The sequence below is a fragment of the Corynebacterium sp. p3-SID1194 genome (assembly GCF_025144155.1).
In the GTDB taxonomy this organism is placed as follows: Bacteria; Actinomycetota; Actinomycetes; order Mycobacteriales; family Mycobacteriaceae; genus Corynebacterium.
The window spans coordinates 1-18287 of sequence record NZ_JALXWY010000005.1 but is presented as its reverse complement, the minus strand read 5'-3'; the positions used below and the strand labels follow the sequence as shown (position 1 = coordinate 18287).

Annotated in this window: 17 protein-coding genes; 7 read left to right on the top strand and 10 right to left on the bottom strand. The window is 62.6% G+C overall.

The features are described 5' to 3' along the window. Positions 1–49 precede the first annotated feature (49 nt). On the bottom strand, positions 50–973 hold the full coding sequence (locus M3G19_RS05215) for a hypothetical protein (RefSeq protein ID WP_396121751.1): 924 nt from the start codon (positions 971–973) through the stop codon (positions 50–52). Positions 974–1139: 166 nt separating this feature from the next. Here M3G19_RS05215 and M3G19_RS05210 point away from each other — a divergent pair, with 166 nt between their 5' ends. Together M3G19_RS05210 and M3G19_RS05205 are read left to right on the top strand one after the other, a co-directional pair. Continuing rightward, on the top strand, positions 1140–2711 hold the full coding sequence (locus tag M3G19_RS05210) for a carboxylesterase/lipase family protein (RefSeq protein WP_259901214.1): 1572 nt from the start codon (positions 1140–1142) through the stop codon (positions 2709–2711). Between the two features lie 142 nt (positions 2712–2853). Further along, complete coding sequence (locus tag M3G19_RS05205; protein WP_259901213.1) at positions 2854–3750, top strand: hypothetical protein; 897 nt, start codon at positions 2854–2856, stop codon at positions 3748–3750. Here the strand turns inward: M3G19_RS05205 and M3G19_RS05200 are convergent. Further along, positions 3747–4208 (bottom strand): hypothetical protein, encoded by a 462-nt coding sequence (locus M3G19_RS05200; protein ID WP_259901212.1) that lies wholly within the window; start codon positions 4206–4208, stop codon positions 3747–3749. The genes M3G19_RS05205 and M3G19_RS05200 overlap by 4 nt on opposite strands. A 125-nt stretch (positions 4209–4333) precedes the next feature. Here M3G19_RS05200 and M3G19_RS05195 point away from each other — a divergent pair, with 125 nt between their 5' ends. Continuing rightward, positions 4334–5611 (top strand): MFS transporter, encoded by a 1278-nt coding sequence (locus M3G19_RS05195; RefSeq protein WP_259901211.1) that lies wholly within the window; start codon positions 4334–4336, stop codon positions 5609–5611. Continuing rightward, a complete protein-coding gene (locus M3G19_RS05190; RefSeq protein WP_259901210.1) occupies positions 5611–6615 on the top strand; it encodes a nucleoside hydrolase in 1005 nt (334 codons plus the stop codon). The genes M3G19_RS05195 and M3G19_RS05190 overlap by 1 nt, the downstream gene beginning before the upstream one ends. On the opposite strand, the gene M3G19_RS05185 is transcribed toward M3G19_RS05190, so the two are convergent. The 6 genes from M3G19_RS05185 to M3G19_RS05160 form a co-directional block, all read right to left on the bottom strand. After that, on the bottom strand, positions 6612–7670 hold the full coding sequence (locus tag M3G19_RS05185) for an AAA family ATPase (RefSeq protein ID WP_311198338.1): 1059 nt from the start codon (positions 7668–7670) through the stop codon (positions 6612–6614). The two genes, M3G19_RS05190 and M3G19_RS05185, sit on opposite strands and share 4 nt — an antisense overlap. 85 nt (positions 7671–7755) lie before the next feature. Continuing rightward, positions 7756–10671, bottom strand: a complete 2916-nt coding sequence (locus tag M3G19_RS05180) for a DUF3427 domain-containing protein (RefSeq protein ID WP_259901208.1) — start codon at positions 10669–10671, stop codon at positions 7756–7758. A 4-nt stretch (positions 10672–10675) separates the two neighbouring features. Next, a complete protein-coding gene (locus tag M3G19_RS05175; RefSeq protein WP_259901207.1) occupies positions 10676–11065 on the bottom strand; it encodes a (deoxy)nucleoside triphosphate pyrophosphohydrolase in 390 nt (129 codons plus the stop codon). A gap of 30 nt (positions 11066–11095) precedes the next feature. Further along, entirely contained in the window at positions 11096–11719 is a 624-nt protein-coding gene (locus M3G19_RS05170; RefSeq protein WP_259901206.1) for a hypothetical protein, read from the bottom strand. Between the two features lie 51 nt (positions 11720–11770). Then, positions 11771–11896 (bottom strand): hypothetical protein, encoded by a 126-nt coding sequence (locus tag M3G19_RS05165; RefSeq protein ID WP_259901205.1) that lies wholly within the window; start codon positions 11894–11896, stop codon positions 11771–11773. Positions 11897–12118: 222 nt separating this feature from the next. Further along, positions 12119–12721 (bottom strand): hypothetical protein, encoded by a 603-nt coding sequence (locus tag M3G19_RS05160; protein WP_259901204.1) that lies wholly within the window; start codon positions 12719–12721, stop codon positions 12119–12121. Between the two features lie 246 nt (positions 12722–12967). Here M3G19_RS05160 and M3G19_RS05155 point away from each other — a divergent pair, with 246 nt between their 5' ends. From M3G19_RS05155 to M3G19_RS05145, 3 genes are all read left to right on the top strand, one after another. Beyond that, on the top strand, positions 12968–13639 hold the full coding sequence (locus M3G19_RS05155; RefSeq protein ID WP_259901203.1) for a hypothetical protein: 672 nt from the start codon (positions 12968–12970) through the stop codon (positions 13637–13639). A gap of 117 nt (positions 13640–13756) precedes the next feature. Further along, positions 13757–15868 carry a DEAD/DEAH box helicase gene (locus M3G19_RS05150; protein ID WP_259901202.1) on the top strand — a complete coding sequence of 704 codons (2112 nt, stop codon included), beginning with the start codon at positions 13757–13759 and terminating at the stop codon, positions 15866–15868. A 27-nt stretch (positions 15869–15895) separates the two neighbouring features. Beyond that, on the top strand, positions 15896–16927 hold the full coding sequence (locus M3G19_RS05145; protein ID WP_259901201.1) for a S1 family peptidase: 1032 nt from the start codon (positions 15896–15898) through the stop codon (positions 16925–16927). A 121-nt stretch (positions 16928–17048) separates the two neighbouring features. On the opposite strand, the gene M3G19_RS05140 is transcribed toward M3G19_RS05145, so the two are convergent. Together M3G19_RS05140 and M3G19_RS05135 are read right to left on the bottom strand one after the other, a co-directional pair. Beyond that, positions 17049–17531: a DUF2269 domain-containing protein gene (locus tag M3G19_RS05140; RefSeq protein ID WP_259901200.1), complete on the bottom strand. Its 483-nt coding sequence runs from the start codon at positions 17529–17531 to the stop codon at positions 17049–17051. Positions 17532–17537: 6 nt separating this feature from the next. Beyond that, positions 17538–18191: an HNH endonuclease family protein gene (locus M3G19_RS05135; RefSeq protein ID WP_259901199.1), complete on the bottom strand. Its 654-nt coding sequence runs from the start codon at positions 18189–18191 to the stop codon at positions 17538–17540. Between the last annotated feature and the right edge of the window lie 96 nt (positions 18192–18287).

Here is an 18287-nt window from a genome sequence, read left to right as displayed (position 1 = left end):
CCCGTCCCGCGCCCTTGTTTCCCGAGTGTGAGATTCTCGCTGCCCCCGGCTAGTCCTCGGATGCGGCGTCGAGTACTGCTGCGGCGGCTGCCTCGTCCTTGTCGGCCTCGCGGTCGTCGTTGTCGCCGTCCTTGTCACTGTCGCGGAAGCGACTGAACACGTCGACGAGGGCCTTGACGCGGAATTTCTTGTTCTTCTCGGCCTTGTCGATCTCGTCTTCGGCCTCGGACTTCGCGGGCAGCTCATTGGCGAATTCGGCGGGCGGCTGGCCGAGGTTGGGGCCAAGGCCCTCAATGACCTTCCTCGCCAGGGCACGGTTGGCCATGGTGCCGGCGACGGCGCCGATGCCCAGCGGCATGAGCTTGCCCAGCCACATGCGGCGCAGACGCTTCTTCATGGACTTCAGCAGCTGGCGGGTGAGCAGGCTGTTGGCCTGGCTCAAGGTCGGTCCGGAGAATTTGGACACCGTCGCAATGGAGGGGACCTTCTGGGCATCGGGGCCCATGAGCGTATCGACGATCGCCGCGCCCTGCGAACCCGACAGCACCATCAAAACGATGGCACGGCGGCGCTCCGCATCCGAGATGTCCACGCCGCGGAGGTAGGCGGAGCCGACGGTGTAGACGGCTGCCAGATCCACGAATACGAGGGATTCGCCGGCGACCGCGGCGGCACCGGTGAAGAAACCGATGCCCGGGATAGCAGCAGCGCCACCAGCTCCAGCACCGGTGCCGGAGGCGGCGTACATGAAGTGCTTGTCCATCATCGCCTGGATCTCAGCGGGCGAGGCCTCCGGATTCGAGCGGCGCAGGTGGTCGACGTACGCGCGGATCACACCGGACTGCAGGCGCACAGCGCGGTCCAGACCGCGGATGAACGAACGGCCCCACAGGTTCGCGTTCTGCTCAATGGTCTTCGCGTCCAGCTCAGTCGGCGCAGCAGCCAGCTGGTTCTTCTTGTCTTTCTTGAACAGGGCCATGGTGTGGCATCTCCTTTGTTCGCGCCTGCATGGTGGGCACGCGCTGGGGTGCAGTGTCGTCTGGCCCGTGAAAGCCAATGCACACCAATTTATAGGAGGACGGGGTGGGTCGTCGTCAAGCGTCTGCCCGTACGCGCTGGCATGGCTACAGTGGCAAGGCATGGTCACCGAACCCGTCGTGCGCACCACCGCTGGACTCGTCCGCGGCATTGTGGACCCGACGACGGGCATGCGCACATGGCGCGGCGTGCCGTTCGGTGCGCCCACGGGTGGGGACGCGCGTTTCCGCGCCCCGCATCCGCCCGAGCCGTGGGACGGCGAGCACGATGCGAGCAAGTTCGCGCACCCGGCGATGCAGGGCACGTACGGCTGGAATGACCGAGTCAAAGGCACGGAGGATTGCCTGGTGCTCGACATCGTGCGCCCCGACACCGACGACGAGCTCCCGGTCGTGGTGTACATGCACGGCGGGACATTTCTGACTGGTTCCTCGCACGAGAAGGTGCTGCAGGGACACCGCTTCGCGAAGGCCACGGACATCGTCTACGTGTCGATCAATTTCCGCCTCGGCGTGCTCGGTTACCTGGACCTGCGCTCGCTGGGCGCTGATTGCGTGGCTAATCCGGGGACGATGGACCAGATTCTCGCGCTTCAGTGGGTGCGCGAGAATATCGCTGGCTTCGGCGGTGACCCTGAGCGCGTGACCATCATGGGCGAATCTGCGGGCGCAGCTTCCGTGACAACGCTGATGTCCTCGCCTCCGGCGCGCGGGCTGTTCCACGGCGCCGTCGCGCAATCCACGCCCGCCGCCGCGGTCCACACTCGCATCCAGGCGGCAATGTGGGTGCGCAAGCTTCTCGACGGCATGGGCCTGTCCCGCCTTTCCACCCTCCAAGACCTGCGTGAGGTCGACGGTGAAGAGCTTGTCCGTGTGGGCAATTCGCTGCTCATCCGCAGCGGTGAGCTGCCGTATCTGAACCTCGCGTTCATGCCCACCGTCGATGGTGAGGTGCTGCCCGCGCACCCGATCGACGTGTTCACGGCCAATGAGGAAGCACCGGTGCCGCTCATTATCGGGTCGAATTCTGGCGAGGCCAGCTTCACCAAGGCGATGTACGTGTTCAACCGGTCCCGTGAACGCGCCGCCCGCCGCCTGCTCGAAGTGTTCGATCCGGGGCATGCCGACGCGATCCTGGAGGCGTACAACGGCGCGCAGACCCGTTCCGATTTCGCGGAGCTCATCGCCGACGCCGTCTTCTGGGCACCCTCGGTGCGCCTGGCTACGGAGCACCGCCACGTCGCCGATGTGTGGATGTACCACTTCGACCACGCCGCCCCAGCGGTCAAGCGCCTCGGTATCGGGGCCGTGCACACCGCCGACTTGGAGGCAGTCTTCGGCGAACCGTATTCCAGTCCCGCCGGGATTTTGCAGCGCCTCGGCCCCCAAAGCGATTTCGAGACAGTCAGCGAGATGATGCAGCGCAACTGGGGTTCGTTCTTCCACACCGGGCAGGTCGGCGACGAATGGCCGGTCTACGGTTTCCGCTCCGAGGACGCCCCGGGCCGCGCCACTGCCGTGATCAGCGCCGACCCGAAGGTGGTGCGCGACCCGAAGGCGGAGAAACGCCGCGCGTGGGAAGGCTTCAAATTCACCAATTGGGGCACCGGCCGCCCGGAGGTGCTTGAAAGCGTCACTGATTTCCTCGGTCTTGAACCCGATGACGTGCTCTGACTCCATCGCACGCGGCGAGCCCATGAAGGCATAAGCACATACGAATCCTCGTTGATCCGGTGCGGTGCCGGGGGAACCTGGCTAGGCTGGGGTCGGCCAGGCGGAACGCGTCTTAAAAATCCAGCAGGAGGGAGCTGCCGTCATGAGCTTTTTCGAGGACATCGCCGCAGGCCTCGACCGTGAAGGGATCGAGTCGCGCGTGCACGACGACACGATGTTCGTGCCAATCACCTCGGATGTGGAGATCCACTTCGTGGAGATCGATCCGCTTCTTCCCGCTGCGAATGTGTACATCGCCGCTGCCGACGTCGACGAGGACGATGACGAATTCGAGACCGTGCTCGTCTCCGTCGTGTTCTCGGTGGAAGACGCCGTGCAGACCGCGGTGAAGCACATGGCTACCGACCAGGTGATCACGGTGCTCAGCGACCTGCTGGAGGGCACCGACGAGCGCATCGGCGACCTGGATTTCTTCCAGGACCCGGTCGACCCGAATCTGGTCCGCGCCGAAGTAGGCGACAATGCTGAGCTGCAGGTCCAGGTGGAGCTGCAGGACGGCACCCCGTGCGCGGCAGTCACGTTCATCGCGCTGCCGGAGTCCTACGACGACCTGTTGGACGACGCGATCGGCGAGCTGTGGGAATCCGACGGCGACGCCGAGCTGACCGACGAAGACCGCGAGCGCCTCTTCGCCAGCCTTCACGCGGAGGCTGTCGCCGAAGTAGAGACCCTCGACCTCGGCGTCTTCTTCGACTTCGACCGCCTCTTCGATGTCCTGTCTCTCGCCGCCGACCACGCCGAGGACTGGGAGTCCCAGCTCCTCCCGTTCGACGACGAAGACTTCGACGAGCCCGATGTCTACGACATCTTCGGCGCCGATGACCCGGACGATGACGATGACGCCGAGGAGGACACCGAGGACGACCTCGATGACCTCGACGATGATGACGAGGACGACTTCGACGACTACGACCTCGACGATGATGAGGACGACGACGAAGGCGACGACGAAGAAGACGACACCGACGACGAGGACTAAGCAGCTGCTAGTCCCTCAAACATGGAGGCGGGGGAGTAGACGGGCGTGAAGGTCCCGTCTACGAGCCAGACGAATGTGGTGCCGGTCGGGGAGTAGACCTCGTGGACGGCGCCTGCCATGGACGACGGAACGAGGGCGCGGACCCAGGCCTCGGCGAGGTCGCGGTCGACGGTGATGCCGGTGGCATCGGTGAAGCGGACCTCAATCAGATAAGCGGGGACGTGGGATTCGCCGAAGCCCTTGATGCGGGCTTGCGCGCGAGGTCCGACGCGGCGGCGGGTGACCGCCGCCTTGAGCTGTGGTCCGTGGCCGATGCGTGGCAGCTCCCGTGTCGGTGGCCGCCACGCGGGTGTCGGGCGGGCGAGTGAGCGCGGGTGGTGGATCACTGCCTCGAAGCGGTTGAGGGCGTCGGAGTAGGTGGAGCGGATCTGCTGGGCGAGTTCTCGTGTGTTCGTCATGGCTCACAAATTACGAAGCGACCCGGACACAACCGCACCCTCATTCGAACACTATTTCGAACGCGTGTTGCAAAACTAAGCGCGACGTGGCTTTACGGACCGAAACGGGTAGCCTGTTGGGCGCTATGACAACCCCCTCTAAGACCAGCCGTTGGGCTGCACATCGGCATGCCCGCGCCGAAGCGAAGGCCGCGCGCGGACCGGTGCCGCCGATCCCGCAGGAGATCTGGGTGCTCGTGTCCGCGGCATTCCTGATCGCGCTCGGCTACGGACTGATCGCGCCGATCATCCCTCAGTTCGCGGAGAGCTTCGGTGTCTCGATGGCGGCGGCAGCGGCCGTGGTGTCGGTGTTCTCCGCAGCACGGTTGGTGGGGGCACCGGGGGCGGGACGGCTCGTCGATAAGCTCGGCTCGCGAAAGATCTATCTCTCCGGCCTTTTCATTGTTGCGGTGACCACCGGCTTGGTCGCTATCGCGCAGGAATATTGGCACATGATGGTGCTGCGCTTTCTGGCTGGTCTGGGGTCGACGATGTTCACGATCTCGGCGCAGGCGCTGATTGTGAAAGTCGCGCCGCCGCAGATCCGCGGGCGGGCAAGTTCGACGTATGCGACGGCATTCCTGCTGGGAAATATCATCGGGCCGATCGCCGGCGCGGGCTTGTCGTTTTTGGGCATGCGCTGGCCGTTCGTGATTTACGGGATCGGCGTGGGCCTGGCCGCGTTCGTGGTGTGGGCGAAGCTGCCCAAGTCCGACCGCGATGTGGACCGCGCCGCGCGCCCGCCGATGCGTCTCGATGAGGCGCTTAGTCACCCCAGCTACCGGAGTTTGCTCGCGTCGATGTTCTCTCAAGGCTGGGTGAATATGGGCGTGCGCGTGGCGATCCTCCCGCTGTTCGCGGCGTCCGTGTTCGCGCACGGCGGTGCGATGGCTGGTCTCGCTCTCGCGGCATTCGCTGCTGGCAATGCGGTGACGCTGCAATTTTCTGGCCGGCTTGCCGACGAGATCGGCCGCAAGCCCATGATCCTCACCGGTCTGGCGACCACCGTTGTCGCGACGGCGACCCTCGGTTTTGCCACGAGCTTCTGGCCGCTGATCGCACTGTCTGCCCTTGCCGGCGTCGGCGGCGGCCTGCTCGTGCCGAGCCAGCAGGCGACCTTGGCGGACATCATCGGCAACGATCGCTCCGGCGGTAAGGCACTGTCGTTGTTCCAGATGTGCGGTGACGCCGGCCAGGTCCTCGGCCCGATTGTGATCGGCGCGCTGGCGCAGTCCCACGGATTCCCCGTCGCCTTCGCCGTGTGCGGCGCGATCGCTGCGTGCGCCTTCACCGTCTGGGCGATCATGGGGCAGGAGACCCGTCCGAACCGGACAACCACGCCAACCCCCGCGAAGGAGCACTAATGCGCATCATCTACGACTGTGACCCGGGCGTGGACGACACCTACGCGCTGATCTACCTCGCGGCCGCCGCGCACGCCGGCACACACGAACTCGAGTGCGTGACTACCACCAGCGGCAACGTGGATGCCGACCAGTGTGCGCGCAATGCTGCCTGGATCCTCACCTTGTGCGGCCTGCCCATCATCCCGCTCGCCGCCGGCGTCCCCGAACCCCTCGAGTGGGAGCTCGTCACCACCCCGGAGACCCACGGCGACGCCGGCCTCGGCTACGCGAACGCCCCCGACCGCCACGTTGAACACGACTGGGACCGCCTCTGGATCGACGCGATCGACCGCGGCACCGACGACCTCCACCTCATCGTCACCGGCCCCATGACCAACCTCGCCGCCTTCCGCCGCCTCCACCCGGACCATTACGCGAAGCTGCGCCACATCACCGTCATGGGCGGGGCGTTCAATTACCCGGGCAACACCACGCCCACCGCCGAGTGGAATTTCTGGGTCGACCCCCACGCCGCCAAGGAAGTCTTCGCGACCGCCCCCGCACCGATCACCGTATGCCCCCTCAACGCCACGGAGCAGATGCTTCTCACCCCTGAGCTTCTCGACCGCATCACACAAACCCTCGGCACCGCCCCCATTGCGGAACAGCTTGCCCCCATCACCCGCTTCTACTTCGAATTCCACGAAGAGATGGGGGAGGGCTACCAGGCCCAGATCCACGACCTGTTCACCGTTCTCGCCGCCATCGACGCCATCCCCACCGACGGCCAGCTGACCACCGTCGACGTCGAAGCCGACAGCGAACTGACCCGCGGCACCTCCGTCGCCGACACGAAGGACTTCTGGGAGCGCGACCCCAACGCCCGCATCATCACCCACACAGACACCGCCACCATCGAGCACGCATGGACGCTTTTCGACGACGCCTCCCACATCCTCGACCGCATCGCCGCCGGCGACGCTGCCCTGGAGAAGCTCCGGCACTTGCGGGCGGAGGATTAGTTTGAGTTCAAACGCTCGAAAACTGTGTCAGCAATGCTCTTGATTTTCTCGGCGTAGCTATCCCGCTGTGCATTCGCGGAGCCCTTCAAGCCATCCTGGTATTTCAAGTCTGCAATCGGTGAGTGCACATCCTGCGCGGTAGCCGGCATCGAATGCATGTGGGGAACATGCCCAAGTAGATACTCATCGTCGGATTGACCGAGCGTACGACCGATCAGGCGAGCTTCATCAGCGAACTTGTCTCGAAAACGCTCAAAGGCGCCAACGAGTTGTTCCTTACCGTTAGCCTTCTTCTTCACGTATTCGAGCGTCGTATAGCCAAGATATTTCAAGTTGTGGTCATTCTGCCCACCAAGGCGTAGGTTTCGAGATTTCTTCTCAAAGCTGGCGGAGAAAGACTTCCAAGCTGCAATATTCGCTTCGGACATCTCGGAGTATTCGGCAACCCATTCATCAAACCAACGGGCAAGGTTTCCGAATGCGTGATAGCTGAACAAGTCCGTTGCTGTTGGGGTGACAAATGCATCGCAGCCGAGAAGGACGGTTCGGTTGAAGGGGCCAAGGCTCGGACCGACGTCGAAGAGGATGTAGTCATACCGGTCCTCATCTTCCATTGCGGTGACGAGCTGCCCGGCCCAATGAACGCGGCGGAACGCGGCAGTTTCCCTGCTCAATGCAGTTTGCCACGCAGCCGACATGACGTCTTCAATTTGAGAAAGCCGAGGATGGCCAGCCATCACATCGACTTTGAACCGCTCCGAGCGGTGGACCGGTATCTCCGTTTCAATCTCTGGTTCGCCCTCCCTCAGCGGGATGAAAACGCCGTAGACGGTTTTCAAGAGTGATTCCCGCCGGGCAATCTCTGGGTCGGGGTTACCGTCGTAGATTTCGTTCGTTTGACGCTCTGTCAGCATCAATTGCGTGGCGTTGCACTGAGGATCGCAGTCAACGTACAGAACACGCTTTCCCTTGGTGGCGATGTTGTAGGCAACGTTCGTGGAGAGCGTCGTCTTGCCGACACCGCCTTTGTTGTTGAAGAAGCTAAGGGTCTTGATGCTCGGCATGTATCCTCCGGAAACTGTCTCAAGTTCAGACATAAACCTAGGCGTTCAATCCAGGTACTGCACGTTCGGGGTGTCTTTAACGTGCAGCCACCGTCTTACGGGCAGTGAGGCTGTCGAATAGCTCGGCAGGTAGCGGGACCCGGAGTTTCAAGTCTGTGGTCACAACGTCGACGGGCTTATTGTTCTTGCCGATCATCTCGGTTTGCTGAGGATTGGTCGAGTCAGCTTGTCCGAGGTAGTAGAACTCGGTTCCCTCGGCGTCTTCGCGCTTGGCGAAGAGATGGAGGTCGGCATCGCCATTGAGGATCGGCTGAAGCTCATTGCTCTTCAAAGTGCGTCGATTGCGTGTGAACCAGTGCAAGGTTGAACGGTCAATGAGTGTGTCTTCGTAGCGGATGCTCTCCGAGATCTCTGAGTCCTTGTGGTAGGTCACGAAAATCGGGCACGTCATCGTCGCTTTGTCGGTCTTGTATCCGTACACAGTCGACTCCTGGTTGTTCGCCCAGTTGAGCAGGCGGCAAACATCGCGGCGGGAGTAGCGCTTGCCTTGGATGAACTGGTCGCTTCCGTTGAAGTTCTTGCGATTCAGAAGGAGGCCAGCCTCGATAAGGTCGTCGACGTAATCGCGGAAGCTCACTGCTGAAAAATGTTCGGTGTCTGCATAGGAGCGGTAGAGCATCCGGAAGTCATCGCTGAGCTTGAAAACGCTTCCTTCCCTCACTACTAGGGGCAGATCGCCGAAGGAGAGTCGCTGAGACTCGGTGAACCACTGGAGATTGAGAACCCGCTCGACGGTGTTCAGGCAGGCTTCGCTGTGGTCGAGACCTTGAGCCGCCAAAGAATCAGCGAATGTTTGCACGGGTATCGAGCCTTGCTCACAAAGGGTTTTGAGCAGCAAGAGCTCCTGTGGGCGCTTCCCGCTGAGCAAGATCGCCGAAAGCATGGTGAGAAAACCACGCTCTTTTTCGGATGGGCCGGCGTCGACGAACTTCAGAGAGTGGAGCAGCGACCAGTAATTCTTGTACTTGCTGGCCATCAGGTAGGGGTTGATCGACTCGTGCGTCTCGAAGTCGATGAGGCGCGGAAGCTGACCGAGGCGGTACTCAAGATTGAGAATCGCCTCCTTGCACTTCCGCTTGTCGATGAGGTTGGCACGCTTCAACGATTCGAGGATGCGTTCAGTAGTGACCTCATCGAAGCTGATTGTCGAGGAGCCCGCCACCGGATGAGTGCGCGAACGTCGCACAGTCTCACGCGCACTGTCAGGGTCACCGGAACGGTCACCAGTCAAGGCAATCGGAATGAGGTAGTTATTCGAGTAATTGCCGATGACATCGATGACGCGAAGAGTCTCTTTAGACTTTGCCTTCCGAAGGCCACGTCCCAGCTGTTGCGTGAAAATGATCGATGACTGTGTGCTGCGAAGCATCATGATCACGTTGACGTCAGGGATGTCGATTCCCTCATTGAAGATGTCTACGGTGATGATGAAGTCGAGTTCGCCGGCTTGTAGCTTTTCGACGGTGTCTTCTCGGTGCTGGATGCTATCTGCACCGCTCAAGGAAACGGTTCGAAGGGGTTTTCCGTAGAGCGTGTATTTGTTCAGCTCCTGGGAGAGGCGTGCCGCTTCCTTATTGGAACTACAGAAAATCAGTCCTTTTGTGCCACTGGGAAAGCTGTAGTCCTCGAGCACTTGCACGAGGTGCTCGACGCGTTCACGGGCGACTTTCTCCACCACGGTTGAATCGTCGGAGATCATGTAACCATTCATCGACTCGTAGTCAGAGACTCCGTAGTAGTCGAAGGGAACGAGCATCCGAGATTCCAGTGCATCGCCCAGACGGATTTCGAAGGGCACATTGTGATCGAAGAGTTCGTAAACGTTGAACCCATCTGTGCGCTCCGGGGTAGCGGTCAGCCCCAAGAGGAAATCAGGACGGAAGTGGTCGATGATGCGCATGTAGGATTCGGCGCCTGAGCGGTGGACCTCATCAATAATGATGTAGTCGAATTGCTTCGGTGAAATATCGGCGAGGTTTTCAATCCGGGAAAGCGATTGAACCGTCGCGAAGGTGAAACGTCGATCAATCTCGCGCAGTTGACCGATGAAGAAGCCAGTTTCGTCGGCGTCTGTTTGGAAAACGCGCTGAAATTCTGTCGCGGCTTTGCGAAGAATCTGTGCTGTATGAGCAACGAACAGAACTCGCTCAGGATCGAAATTTCGAGCAGCGAGACCTGCCAAAATCGTCTTTCCAGTGCCTGTCGCGGAGATGATCAGTGCGCGGTTCTCACCAGAGTCGATTAGCTCTCCCAGGCGATCCAGGGCCTCAGTCTGCATCTTGTTCGGCAAGATTTTCGCTTGTTGATGGGGTGTGCCCTCGATCTCGACATTGTTCGATGGAAAGATTGGGGGCTGGCGTCGCTGGCTGTAGGCGTGAATCCACTGCTCGGTGAGAGGCTCCGAGGTTTCGGCATGGCGCTGCAGGGCGGAGTTCAACTGGTCGGCGATGTCACCGTCTTGGTGGGTGGAGAATTTCAAATTCCATTCGGAATTATCGATGAGCGCATCGCGCGTGAGATTCGAGCTGCCGACCAAAGCGGTCACATGATCGCCATGCTCGAAAACATAGCCCTTGGCATGATGGGCACGACCACTCATGATTCGGACGTCGACATTCCGGAGCTGGAGTAACTCGCGGAGGGCGTCCGGCGAATTGAAGTCCTGGTAGTCCGAGGTGATGATCAAGCCGTGGCCTTTGAAGCCGACGAGGGCTTCCTTCAGCGCACCTATTCCGCCATTGGTAACGAAAGCGACGGAGATCGTGAATGACATTGCTGTCTTAAGCTCAGCGCGAAGAGCTGCCAGCATCGTATTGTCTTCGGCGTTGGCAACAAGCGAAGGGTTTTGGATCCGCTCAGACAGCGTCTGCCGGTCGATGTAGCCGAAAAATGTGTCAGCCTCGAGGCTGCTCAGTGATTGCGCCGTGCTCATTGATCTACTTAGCGATGAGATTCACTGCTGGAATGTCCGCCGGTGCCCACTCAAGTTCTTTCAGCTCAGTCAACGGGATCCAACGTGCATCAGCGTGTTCGGTGAGGGTGGGCTCCGCATCGGGGGAGAGAACACAGTGATACGTCGACAAGCGAACTGTGCCGAAGTCGTATTCGTACTCAGTAGTAGTGACGTGGTCACCCACGGTGGCGTCGACGAGCAATTCTTCTTTGAGCTCGCGTGCGAGTGATTCCTCCGGGGTTTCGCCTGGCTCGATCTTGCCACCGGGGAATTCCCACATGCCGGCGAGCGCTTTGCCCGGGCCACGCTGTGCGGCGAAGACTGCGCCGTCGCGAATGATGACGGCACCGGTGACGTTGATGAGCTTCGACATGCGTTCGAGACTAGTGGGCTTGCTGTCGGATTACAGGCCGTACGTCGGCGCTTCGTCGGGGCTGAGGAGGATGACGGTTCGGTCGCTGGTGTTGGGGCCGCAGCCGATCTTGCGGTTTGCGGGTTCGTCGTTGGCCCCGGGCGGGATGACGCGGGCGGAGCAGGCCCAGCCGTCGGGGGATTCCCAAATGGCGGCAGAGCCTGGGTGCATCGTTCCCGGCGGGTTGGGGGACAGGTAGGTTTTCACCATCTCGACGCCTGTGGTGCAATCGGCGCCGTCGGCGATGGCGATGACGAGGAGCGGGTCGCCTTGGTTGTCGGTGATTTCACCGCAGTGTGTGCCGGACGGGGCACTGGCCATGTCGACCTTGTCGCCGTCTTTATCGGGCTTTTCTTCCTTCGCCTGTTCGTCTTCCTTGTTGTTGTCCTTCTCGTCGGCGTCGTCCTTCTTCGCGCTGCTGGGAGCGGTGTCCTTGGCGGTGGACGACGGCTGCTCGGAGGCGGAGGACTGTGTAGAGGTTTCGGCAGCGGAGGACTCGACCGTGGTGAGGGCAGGCGAGGCGCTGTCGTCTTGGGTATCGGAGCAGGAAGTAACAGCTAATGCGGTCGTGGCCAGAAGGGCGGCGGTGATAATGCGGCGGGAGAAGGAATGCATAGTGATGAGTTTATGTCGTATGCGGCGGGCCTAGAAGGTGGGGCTGGATGGCTAGCGGGAAAGCTCTTCGATCGTGGCCGTCACATCGGCGGGTCCGCTCACGGCGGTGAGGGTGAGCGTGCGGTCGCCTTCGCCGGAGAAGTCGAGAGAGGACAGGGTGTGGGTGCCGTCGTGCACGAATACGGAACCGGACCAGATGTCGTCGGCGTCGTTGCTGCCCGCCGAGTACGGGTGGTGCTGGTAGAAAGGCGTGGTAGCGGCCGTTGAAAAAGCACAGGCCGTTCGGATCGTTGATTCAGCCGCCTGGCGCCACGATGTGGAACGCCGGGTACCTGCGCTGGTTGATGCAGGTGATCGGTTCAGCCATGGCGCGGCTGTTCGTGGTTTTTGTGTTGGGGGCTAAACCGGGAGTTCGCTGATGCGCGCAGCGGGAATCGCGACGGCGCTCTTGTTCACGTCCTGCGGGCCGCAAGAGGGGTACTTGTTGAACTTCTGGTCCTCGTCGCCGGGGAAGAGGAAGGCGTTGCTGGCGCACAACCAGCCGTTCGGCGCAGTCCAGAATGCGCCGGAGCCCTGCGGGGGCTGGCCTGACGGGGAGCCGGACATGTAGTCGGTGAAGACTTCCATCACCTCGTCGCAGTCCATGCCGTCGTCAAGCGTGACGATGGAGAGCGTGCCCTCGTCGCCCCGGGAGCCCGCCTCGCCGCAGACGGTGCCGGCGGCGACATTGGAGCGGTCGTCCTTGGGCTCGTCGTCCTTCTTTTCTTCTTTCCTGTCCTTCTCCTTCTCGTCTTCGGCCTTGCCGTCATCTTTCTTTTCGGTTGACTTCTCGTCTGTCTGCTCGTCTTTTTGCTCGGAGGAGGGCTGCTCGGCGGCGGAGGTCTCCACGGTGGTCAGGGCGGGCTCGGCGAGCTCGTCCTCGGCGCCGGAGCAACCGGCGAGGGCGAGCGCGGACGCGGCGAGGAGAACGGCGGCGGAACGGAGTCGGCGGGAGGTGCGCATAAGCGTTCAGTCTATGCGGTGCGCTGGTGCGGTTGCTTGATGCGTTGGTGCGGTTTGTTCATGTGTGGCTGCGGTTGGTTCATGCGTTGCTGCGGGCGGGGTGATCGGAGAAAGCCCTGCCTGTGACCGGCATCACGGTTAATCTATAGACAAGCTGGCGCGCCATGAGCGTTAGATGCCCCACAGCATGGCGGGCCAGGCGGTGCAGGCAACGTGGGTATTGGGTGAGTCGAGAAAGGCGCGTAAATGAAGAAATTCGGCATTGCGTTGTCGGTGATTGGCGGGATCGGGCTGGTCGCGGCGATCCTTTTCGGAGTGTTCGTCGGGGGAGGCGGTATGAAGCAGGTCGCGGACACCCCGAAAATAGAGATCAACGGTGGCAGTGGCACGGCGAATCTCATGGTGAAGTCGGAATACCGTCTCTTCCGCCGGGGCGACGCATCGGGATTGCCCGAGTGCACGATCACATCGCCGTCCGGCGAGAAGATCGAGACTCAGACCACCGCAACGTCGGTGACGCTGGGTGAGGGCGATGACGCGTGGGTCACCCACAACAAGATCGTCACGGAGGAAGAAGGCGACTACTCCTTTTCCTGCGACCGTGACGTGATGCTGGCGAAGAAGGAGGACATCGACAAGATCGGCTCCGGTCTGCTCGGGCTCTTCGGAGGGATCTTCGGCGGCATGGCCGCGGCCTTTGTGCTCCTTGTGGGCGTCATCCTCGCGCTCGTCGGCCGCCACCGGGAGCGGCAGCGTATCCGTGAGACGGTCAATTTCGTGGACGATTTCTCCCAGCAGGGTCGGCCGGACCACCCGGGCGCGCCGGGCGGGCAGGGAAGGCCCAGTTCGTATTTGGACCAGAATCCGTACGGCCAGCAGGGGCCGGGGTCGGGGCCGAACCAGCCGCCGCGGCGGTAGAAAACGGCTGGGGTGAAGGCGGTCGCGGGCCGCGCTAGACCTCCGCACGCGCCGGGCAGGCGCTGTACCCGCTGTAAATAGCTATGTGGCCCGCGTTGACGGTAGGCTTTGGCGGTGATGAGTATTGATGACAACGCCGCTGAAGAACAGCAGGCGAATACCCCGGCTGAGACGGAAAACACCGACGATCTGAATGCAGATCAGGTGCCGTCTGGCCCCGAGGCGCAGACGCAGGGCGAAACAGCAAGTGTTTCGGACGCTGCAGGCACTGCAGATAAGAATGGGAACGTGAACGAAACAGGGGCCGCAGACGAAGCTGCGGAGCAGAACAACGACGAGACTGTGAACGGGAGTTCCGCTGAGGATAACGGCGGAAAGGGGGCAGAGGAGGCGTCGATAAGCACTGGCTTCGACGCGCTCGACCTGCCGGATGATCTGCTGGCCGCGATCCGCAAGGTCGGCTTCGAGGAGCCGTCGCCGATTCAGGCGCAGACGATCCCGCTGCTGATGGAAGGCCGTGATGTGGTCGGTCTCGCGCAGACGGGTACGGGCAAGACGGCGGCGTTCGCGCTGCCGGTGCTCGCCCAGATCGACAAGAAGGCGCGTCACCCGCAAGCGCTCGTGCTCGCGCCGACGCGTGAGCTGGCGCTGCAGGTGTCTGATTCCTTCCAGTCCTTCGCGGACCACCTGGGCGGTATCTCGGTCCTGCCGATTTACGGCGGCCAGGCATACGGCATTCAGCTGTCCGGTCTACGCCGGGGTGCGCAGGTCATCGTGGGCACCCCGGGCCGTGTCATCGACCACCTGGAGAAGGGCTCGCTGGACATCTCCGACCTGCGCTTCCTCGTGCTCGATGAGGCCGACGAGATGCTCAACATGGGCTTCCAGGAAGACGTCGAGCGCATCCTCGAGGACACCCCAGACGACAAGCAGGTTGCGCTGTTTTCCGCGACGATGCCGAACGGCATCCGCCGCATCTCCAAGCAGTACTTGAACGACCCGGCTGAGGTCACGGTCAAGTCCGAGACGCGCACGAACACGAATATCACCCAGCGCTACCTGTTCACCGCGCACCGCAACAAGCTCGATGCGATCACGCGCATTCTCGAGGTCACCGAATTCGACGGCATGATTGTCTTCGTGCGCACCAAGCACGAGACGGAAGAGATCGCCGAGAAGCTCCGTGCGCGCGGGTTCTCCGCCGCCGCGATCAATGGCGACATCGCCCAGCAGCAGCGCGAGCGCACGGTCGACCAGCTTCGCGACGGGCGCTTGGACATTCTCGTCGCCACCGACGTCGCCGCACGCGGTCTGGATGTTGAGCGCATTTCGCACGTGCTCAACTACGACATCCCGAACGACACGGAAAGCTACGTCCACCGCATCGGACGAACTGGCCGTGCCGGCCGAACGGGCGAGGCGATCCTGTTCGTCACCCCGCGCGAGCGCCGCATGCTCCGTTCCATCGAGAAGGTCACCGGCGCCAAGATCGAAGAGATGGACCTGCCCACCGTGGACGAGGTCAACGTCTCCCGCATGGCCAAGTTCTCCGATTCGATTACCGAGTCGCTCGAGAACGACCAGATGGATCTCTTCCGCAGCCTGGTGCGCAGCTACTCCGCCGATCACGACGTGCCGATGGAAGATATCGCCGCCGCGCTTGCAGCCCAGACCTCCGGCGACGAATTCCTGATGAAAGAGCCGCCGAAGGACAAGCGCGATCGTCGCGACCGCGACCGTTGGGACCGCGATGACCGTCGTGACCGCGGTGGCCGTGGCCGTCGTGACCGCGATGACCGTGGCGGGCGCAACCGTTTCCAGAACGACGACCCGAACTTCGACACCTACCGTCTCGACGTGGGCAAGCGCCAGCACGTCCGCCCGGGCGCCATCGTCGGCGCGCTGGCGAACGAGGGCGGCCTGACTAACCGTGACTTCGGCCGCATCACCATCGGCGGCGACTTCACGCTCGTCGAACTGCCGAAGAATCTCGACCCGGCTGTCCTCGACCGCCTCACCGACACGCGCATCTCCGGCCAGCTGATCAATATCCAGCGCGACACCGGCGCACCGCCGCGTGGCCGTGGTGGACGCGGCGGTTACCGCAAGCGTGACGACGACCGTGACCGCGGCTACCGCGGCGGCCGCGGTGGAGGACGCGGCCGTGGTGGCCGCGATCGCGATGACCGTGGTGGACGTGGCGGCCGCGACCGCGGCTGGCGCGACTAGGCCGGAACCCGTAGGGCAGTAGGTGTCATGCAGTCCGTGAACAATGAGCTCTCTATTCGCCTGCAGCGCGTCGCACTGCGGGCGCGTTCTGCTGCGCTGAAATCGGGCGCCGCGCTCGCGTGCGCGGGTGTAGCTGCTTCTGGCGTGATTGCCGGCGGCGTCGCGCCTGCCTCGGCGGCGGTGCCATCGGCTGTGTACCAGGGCATGCCGTTCGTCGTGGACGACACTGACAGCCTGTGCACGATCGGCTACAACGATGCCGACAACCAGCGCAGCTTCACCGCCGCGCACTGCGGTGCCGACGGTGCGGGGGTGCGCTTACTCGATCCATCGGATTACACCAAGCGCTCGCCTGTGCTTGGTCATCTGCGCGTTTCACCGCTGTATTCGGACCTTCAGTCGCCGAATGACTGGGGCTATATCGAGTGGAACGACAATGTGCGTCTCGCCCCGAATAACATCACAGGCGACACCCTGATCCGTCCGTCGGAGGTGCGCCCCGGCGAGAAGGTCTGCTTCCACGGCGCCACCACGCACCGCGGCACCCTCGGTTCCCATTGCGGGCGCGCCGCCGCCGATTTCGGCCACGAGCTCTTCGCCATCGGCGTCACGGGGCAGAAGGGCGATTCCGGTGGCCCCGTGTTCATTCCCGGTCGCGGGATGGTCGGCGTCATGTCCGGCCATTTGAACCCGAAGCTGCATTCCCCGCGCGACGGCGGCGAGAAAGTCCACGCACGATTCCTGCGCGCCACGTTCCCCGCAGACGGCCCGACCGACACGTTCCAGTCCTTCAAGAACTGGGCTTTGACCCGTTACCTCGCCGAGCGCACGAATCCGGGCGTCGTGCCTATCGACGACACCTCCATCTTCTTGCCCACCGGCACACCCGGCCCGACTGCGCCGGCCTATGAGGGCTACCCTCTTGACTCCCCGCAGAACGCCAGCGCCACTGGATCCTCGTCTAACGGTGCGCTCAGCCCCGGCGCGATCATCGGCTACCTGCTGCTGATCGTGGTAGCTGCGGTGCCCTTGGCAGGCCAGGTCCTCGGGTTCTTCTAGGCGGGGCTTGGCCTCGTCCCCCCTCACTGCTGCCGGTGTCAGAGCCAGAATGAAAGAAACCCCCGGTGGTTTAGCGCCTTGCACTAAGCACTAAACCGCTGGGGGCGAGATGCCGCTGGTCTTAAGCCGGAGTCGGCAGGAACATGAGGATCAGCGTGAGGAACCACAGCAGGGAGAAGATGCCGCCGCCGGCAGCAGCCTTGACGCGAGCGGAATCGAAATTGGTGGCAATATCGCGCGGGTCGGCGTCAGCCGGGTGCAGGGCACCGAGGCTGCCCATCATCTTGCGCTGCTGCGGGATGACCATGGCGAACAGGAAGACCCAGGCGAGGACGCTGAGCACGATCGCGGTGTGCATCCAGTAGTTGGACTTGTGGGTCTCCCAGTCGAAGGCGAGCAGGCCGCCGCCAAGCAGCGGGACCAGCAGGGAGATCAGGCCGTACTTGGTGGACAAGCTGTGCAGGAAGGAAGCGCGGCCGACAGCTTCTTCCGAACCGGACTCGGCCTTCTGAGCGGCCTTCGGGAACGCGGACACGGCGACGGTCACCGGGCCGATGAGAAGAACAGCGGCGGCGACGTGCAGGAAAAGCAGAAATGTTGTCATGGCACCTTACTCTACGGAATGCAACGGAATTGTCCCAGCTGGGACGAAAGAATCTACAAGGCCACGCACACCTGAACATTGGCGGCGCATGGCGCGCACGTCCGGTTTCGGGAGCGCAAGACTATAAGTGCGTGCGATCAGCGCGATACGTCGGGCGTAGTCGCAGCGGACATTCTTTTTCGGCGGCACCCATTCGCTGGGAAGGGAATCGGACTTAGCCTGGTTCGCGGTGCGGGACGTGACCACGAGATTGAGCGGGTCGTTGGCGAAGGCGATGCGTTTGTCCTCCGGCCAGGCGTGGGCGCCGGAATCCCACGCGGCGCGCAGGGGAATGATGTGGTCGATCTCCACCTCGGACGGGTCGAGTGGGGCGCCGGTGTACGGGTCGTCGAACGGTGCGGCGGCGGACATGTCCCATTGGCGGTAGGGCAGAGCGCAGGAATCGATCTGCCACGCGCTGGCCATGACAGCCTCCCGGGTGGTGCAGCCGGAGTGCTGCGTGCCCCAACCGTCGCCGAAGTTTTCGCGCTCGTAGCCGAGAACGGTATGGCGGGGTTGGGGGTGGGAGGGGACGTCGAAAAGCGAATGCGGTGTGGGGAACGGCACGACCGCGACTGTGATGGTGGAAAGGACGGCGAGATATGTGCGGAAGAAGGTCATGCCTAATTGGACTGCCTCGGACGCGCTGAGGTTCCGTGGTCGGGTGCACTATGCGATGTCCCCTATGCGATCTGCCCTATGCGATCGCGAAAACCC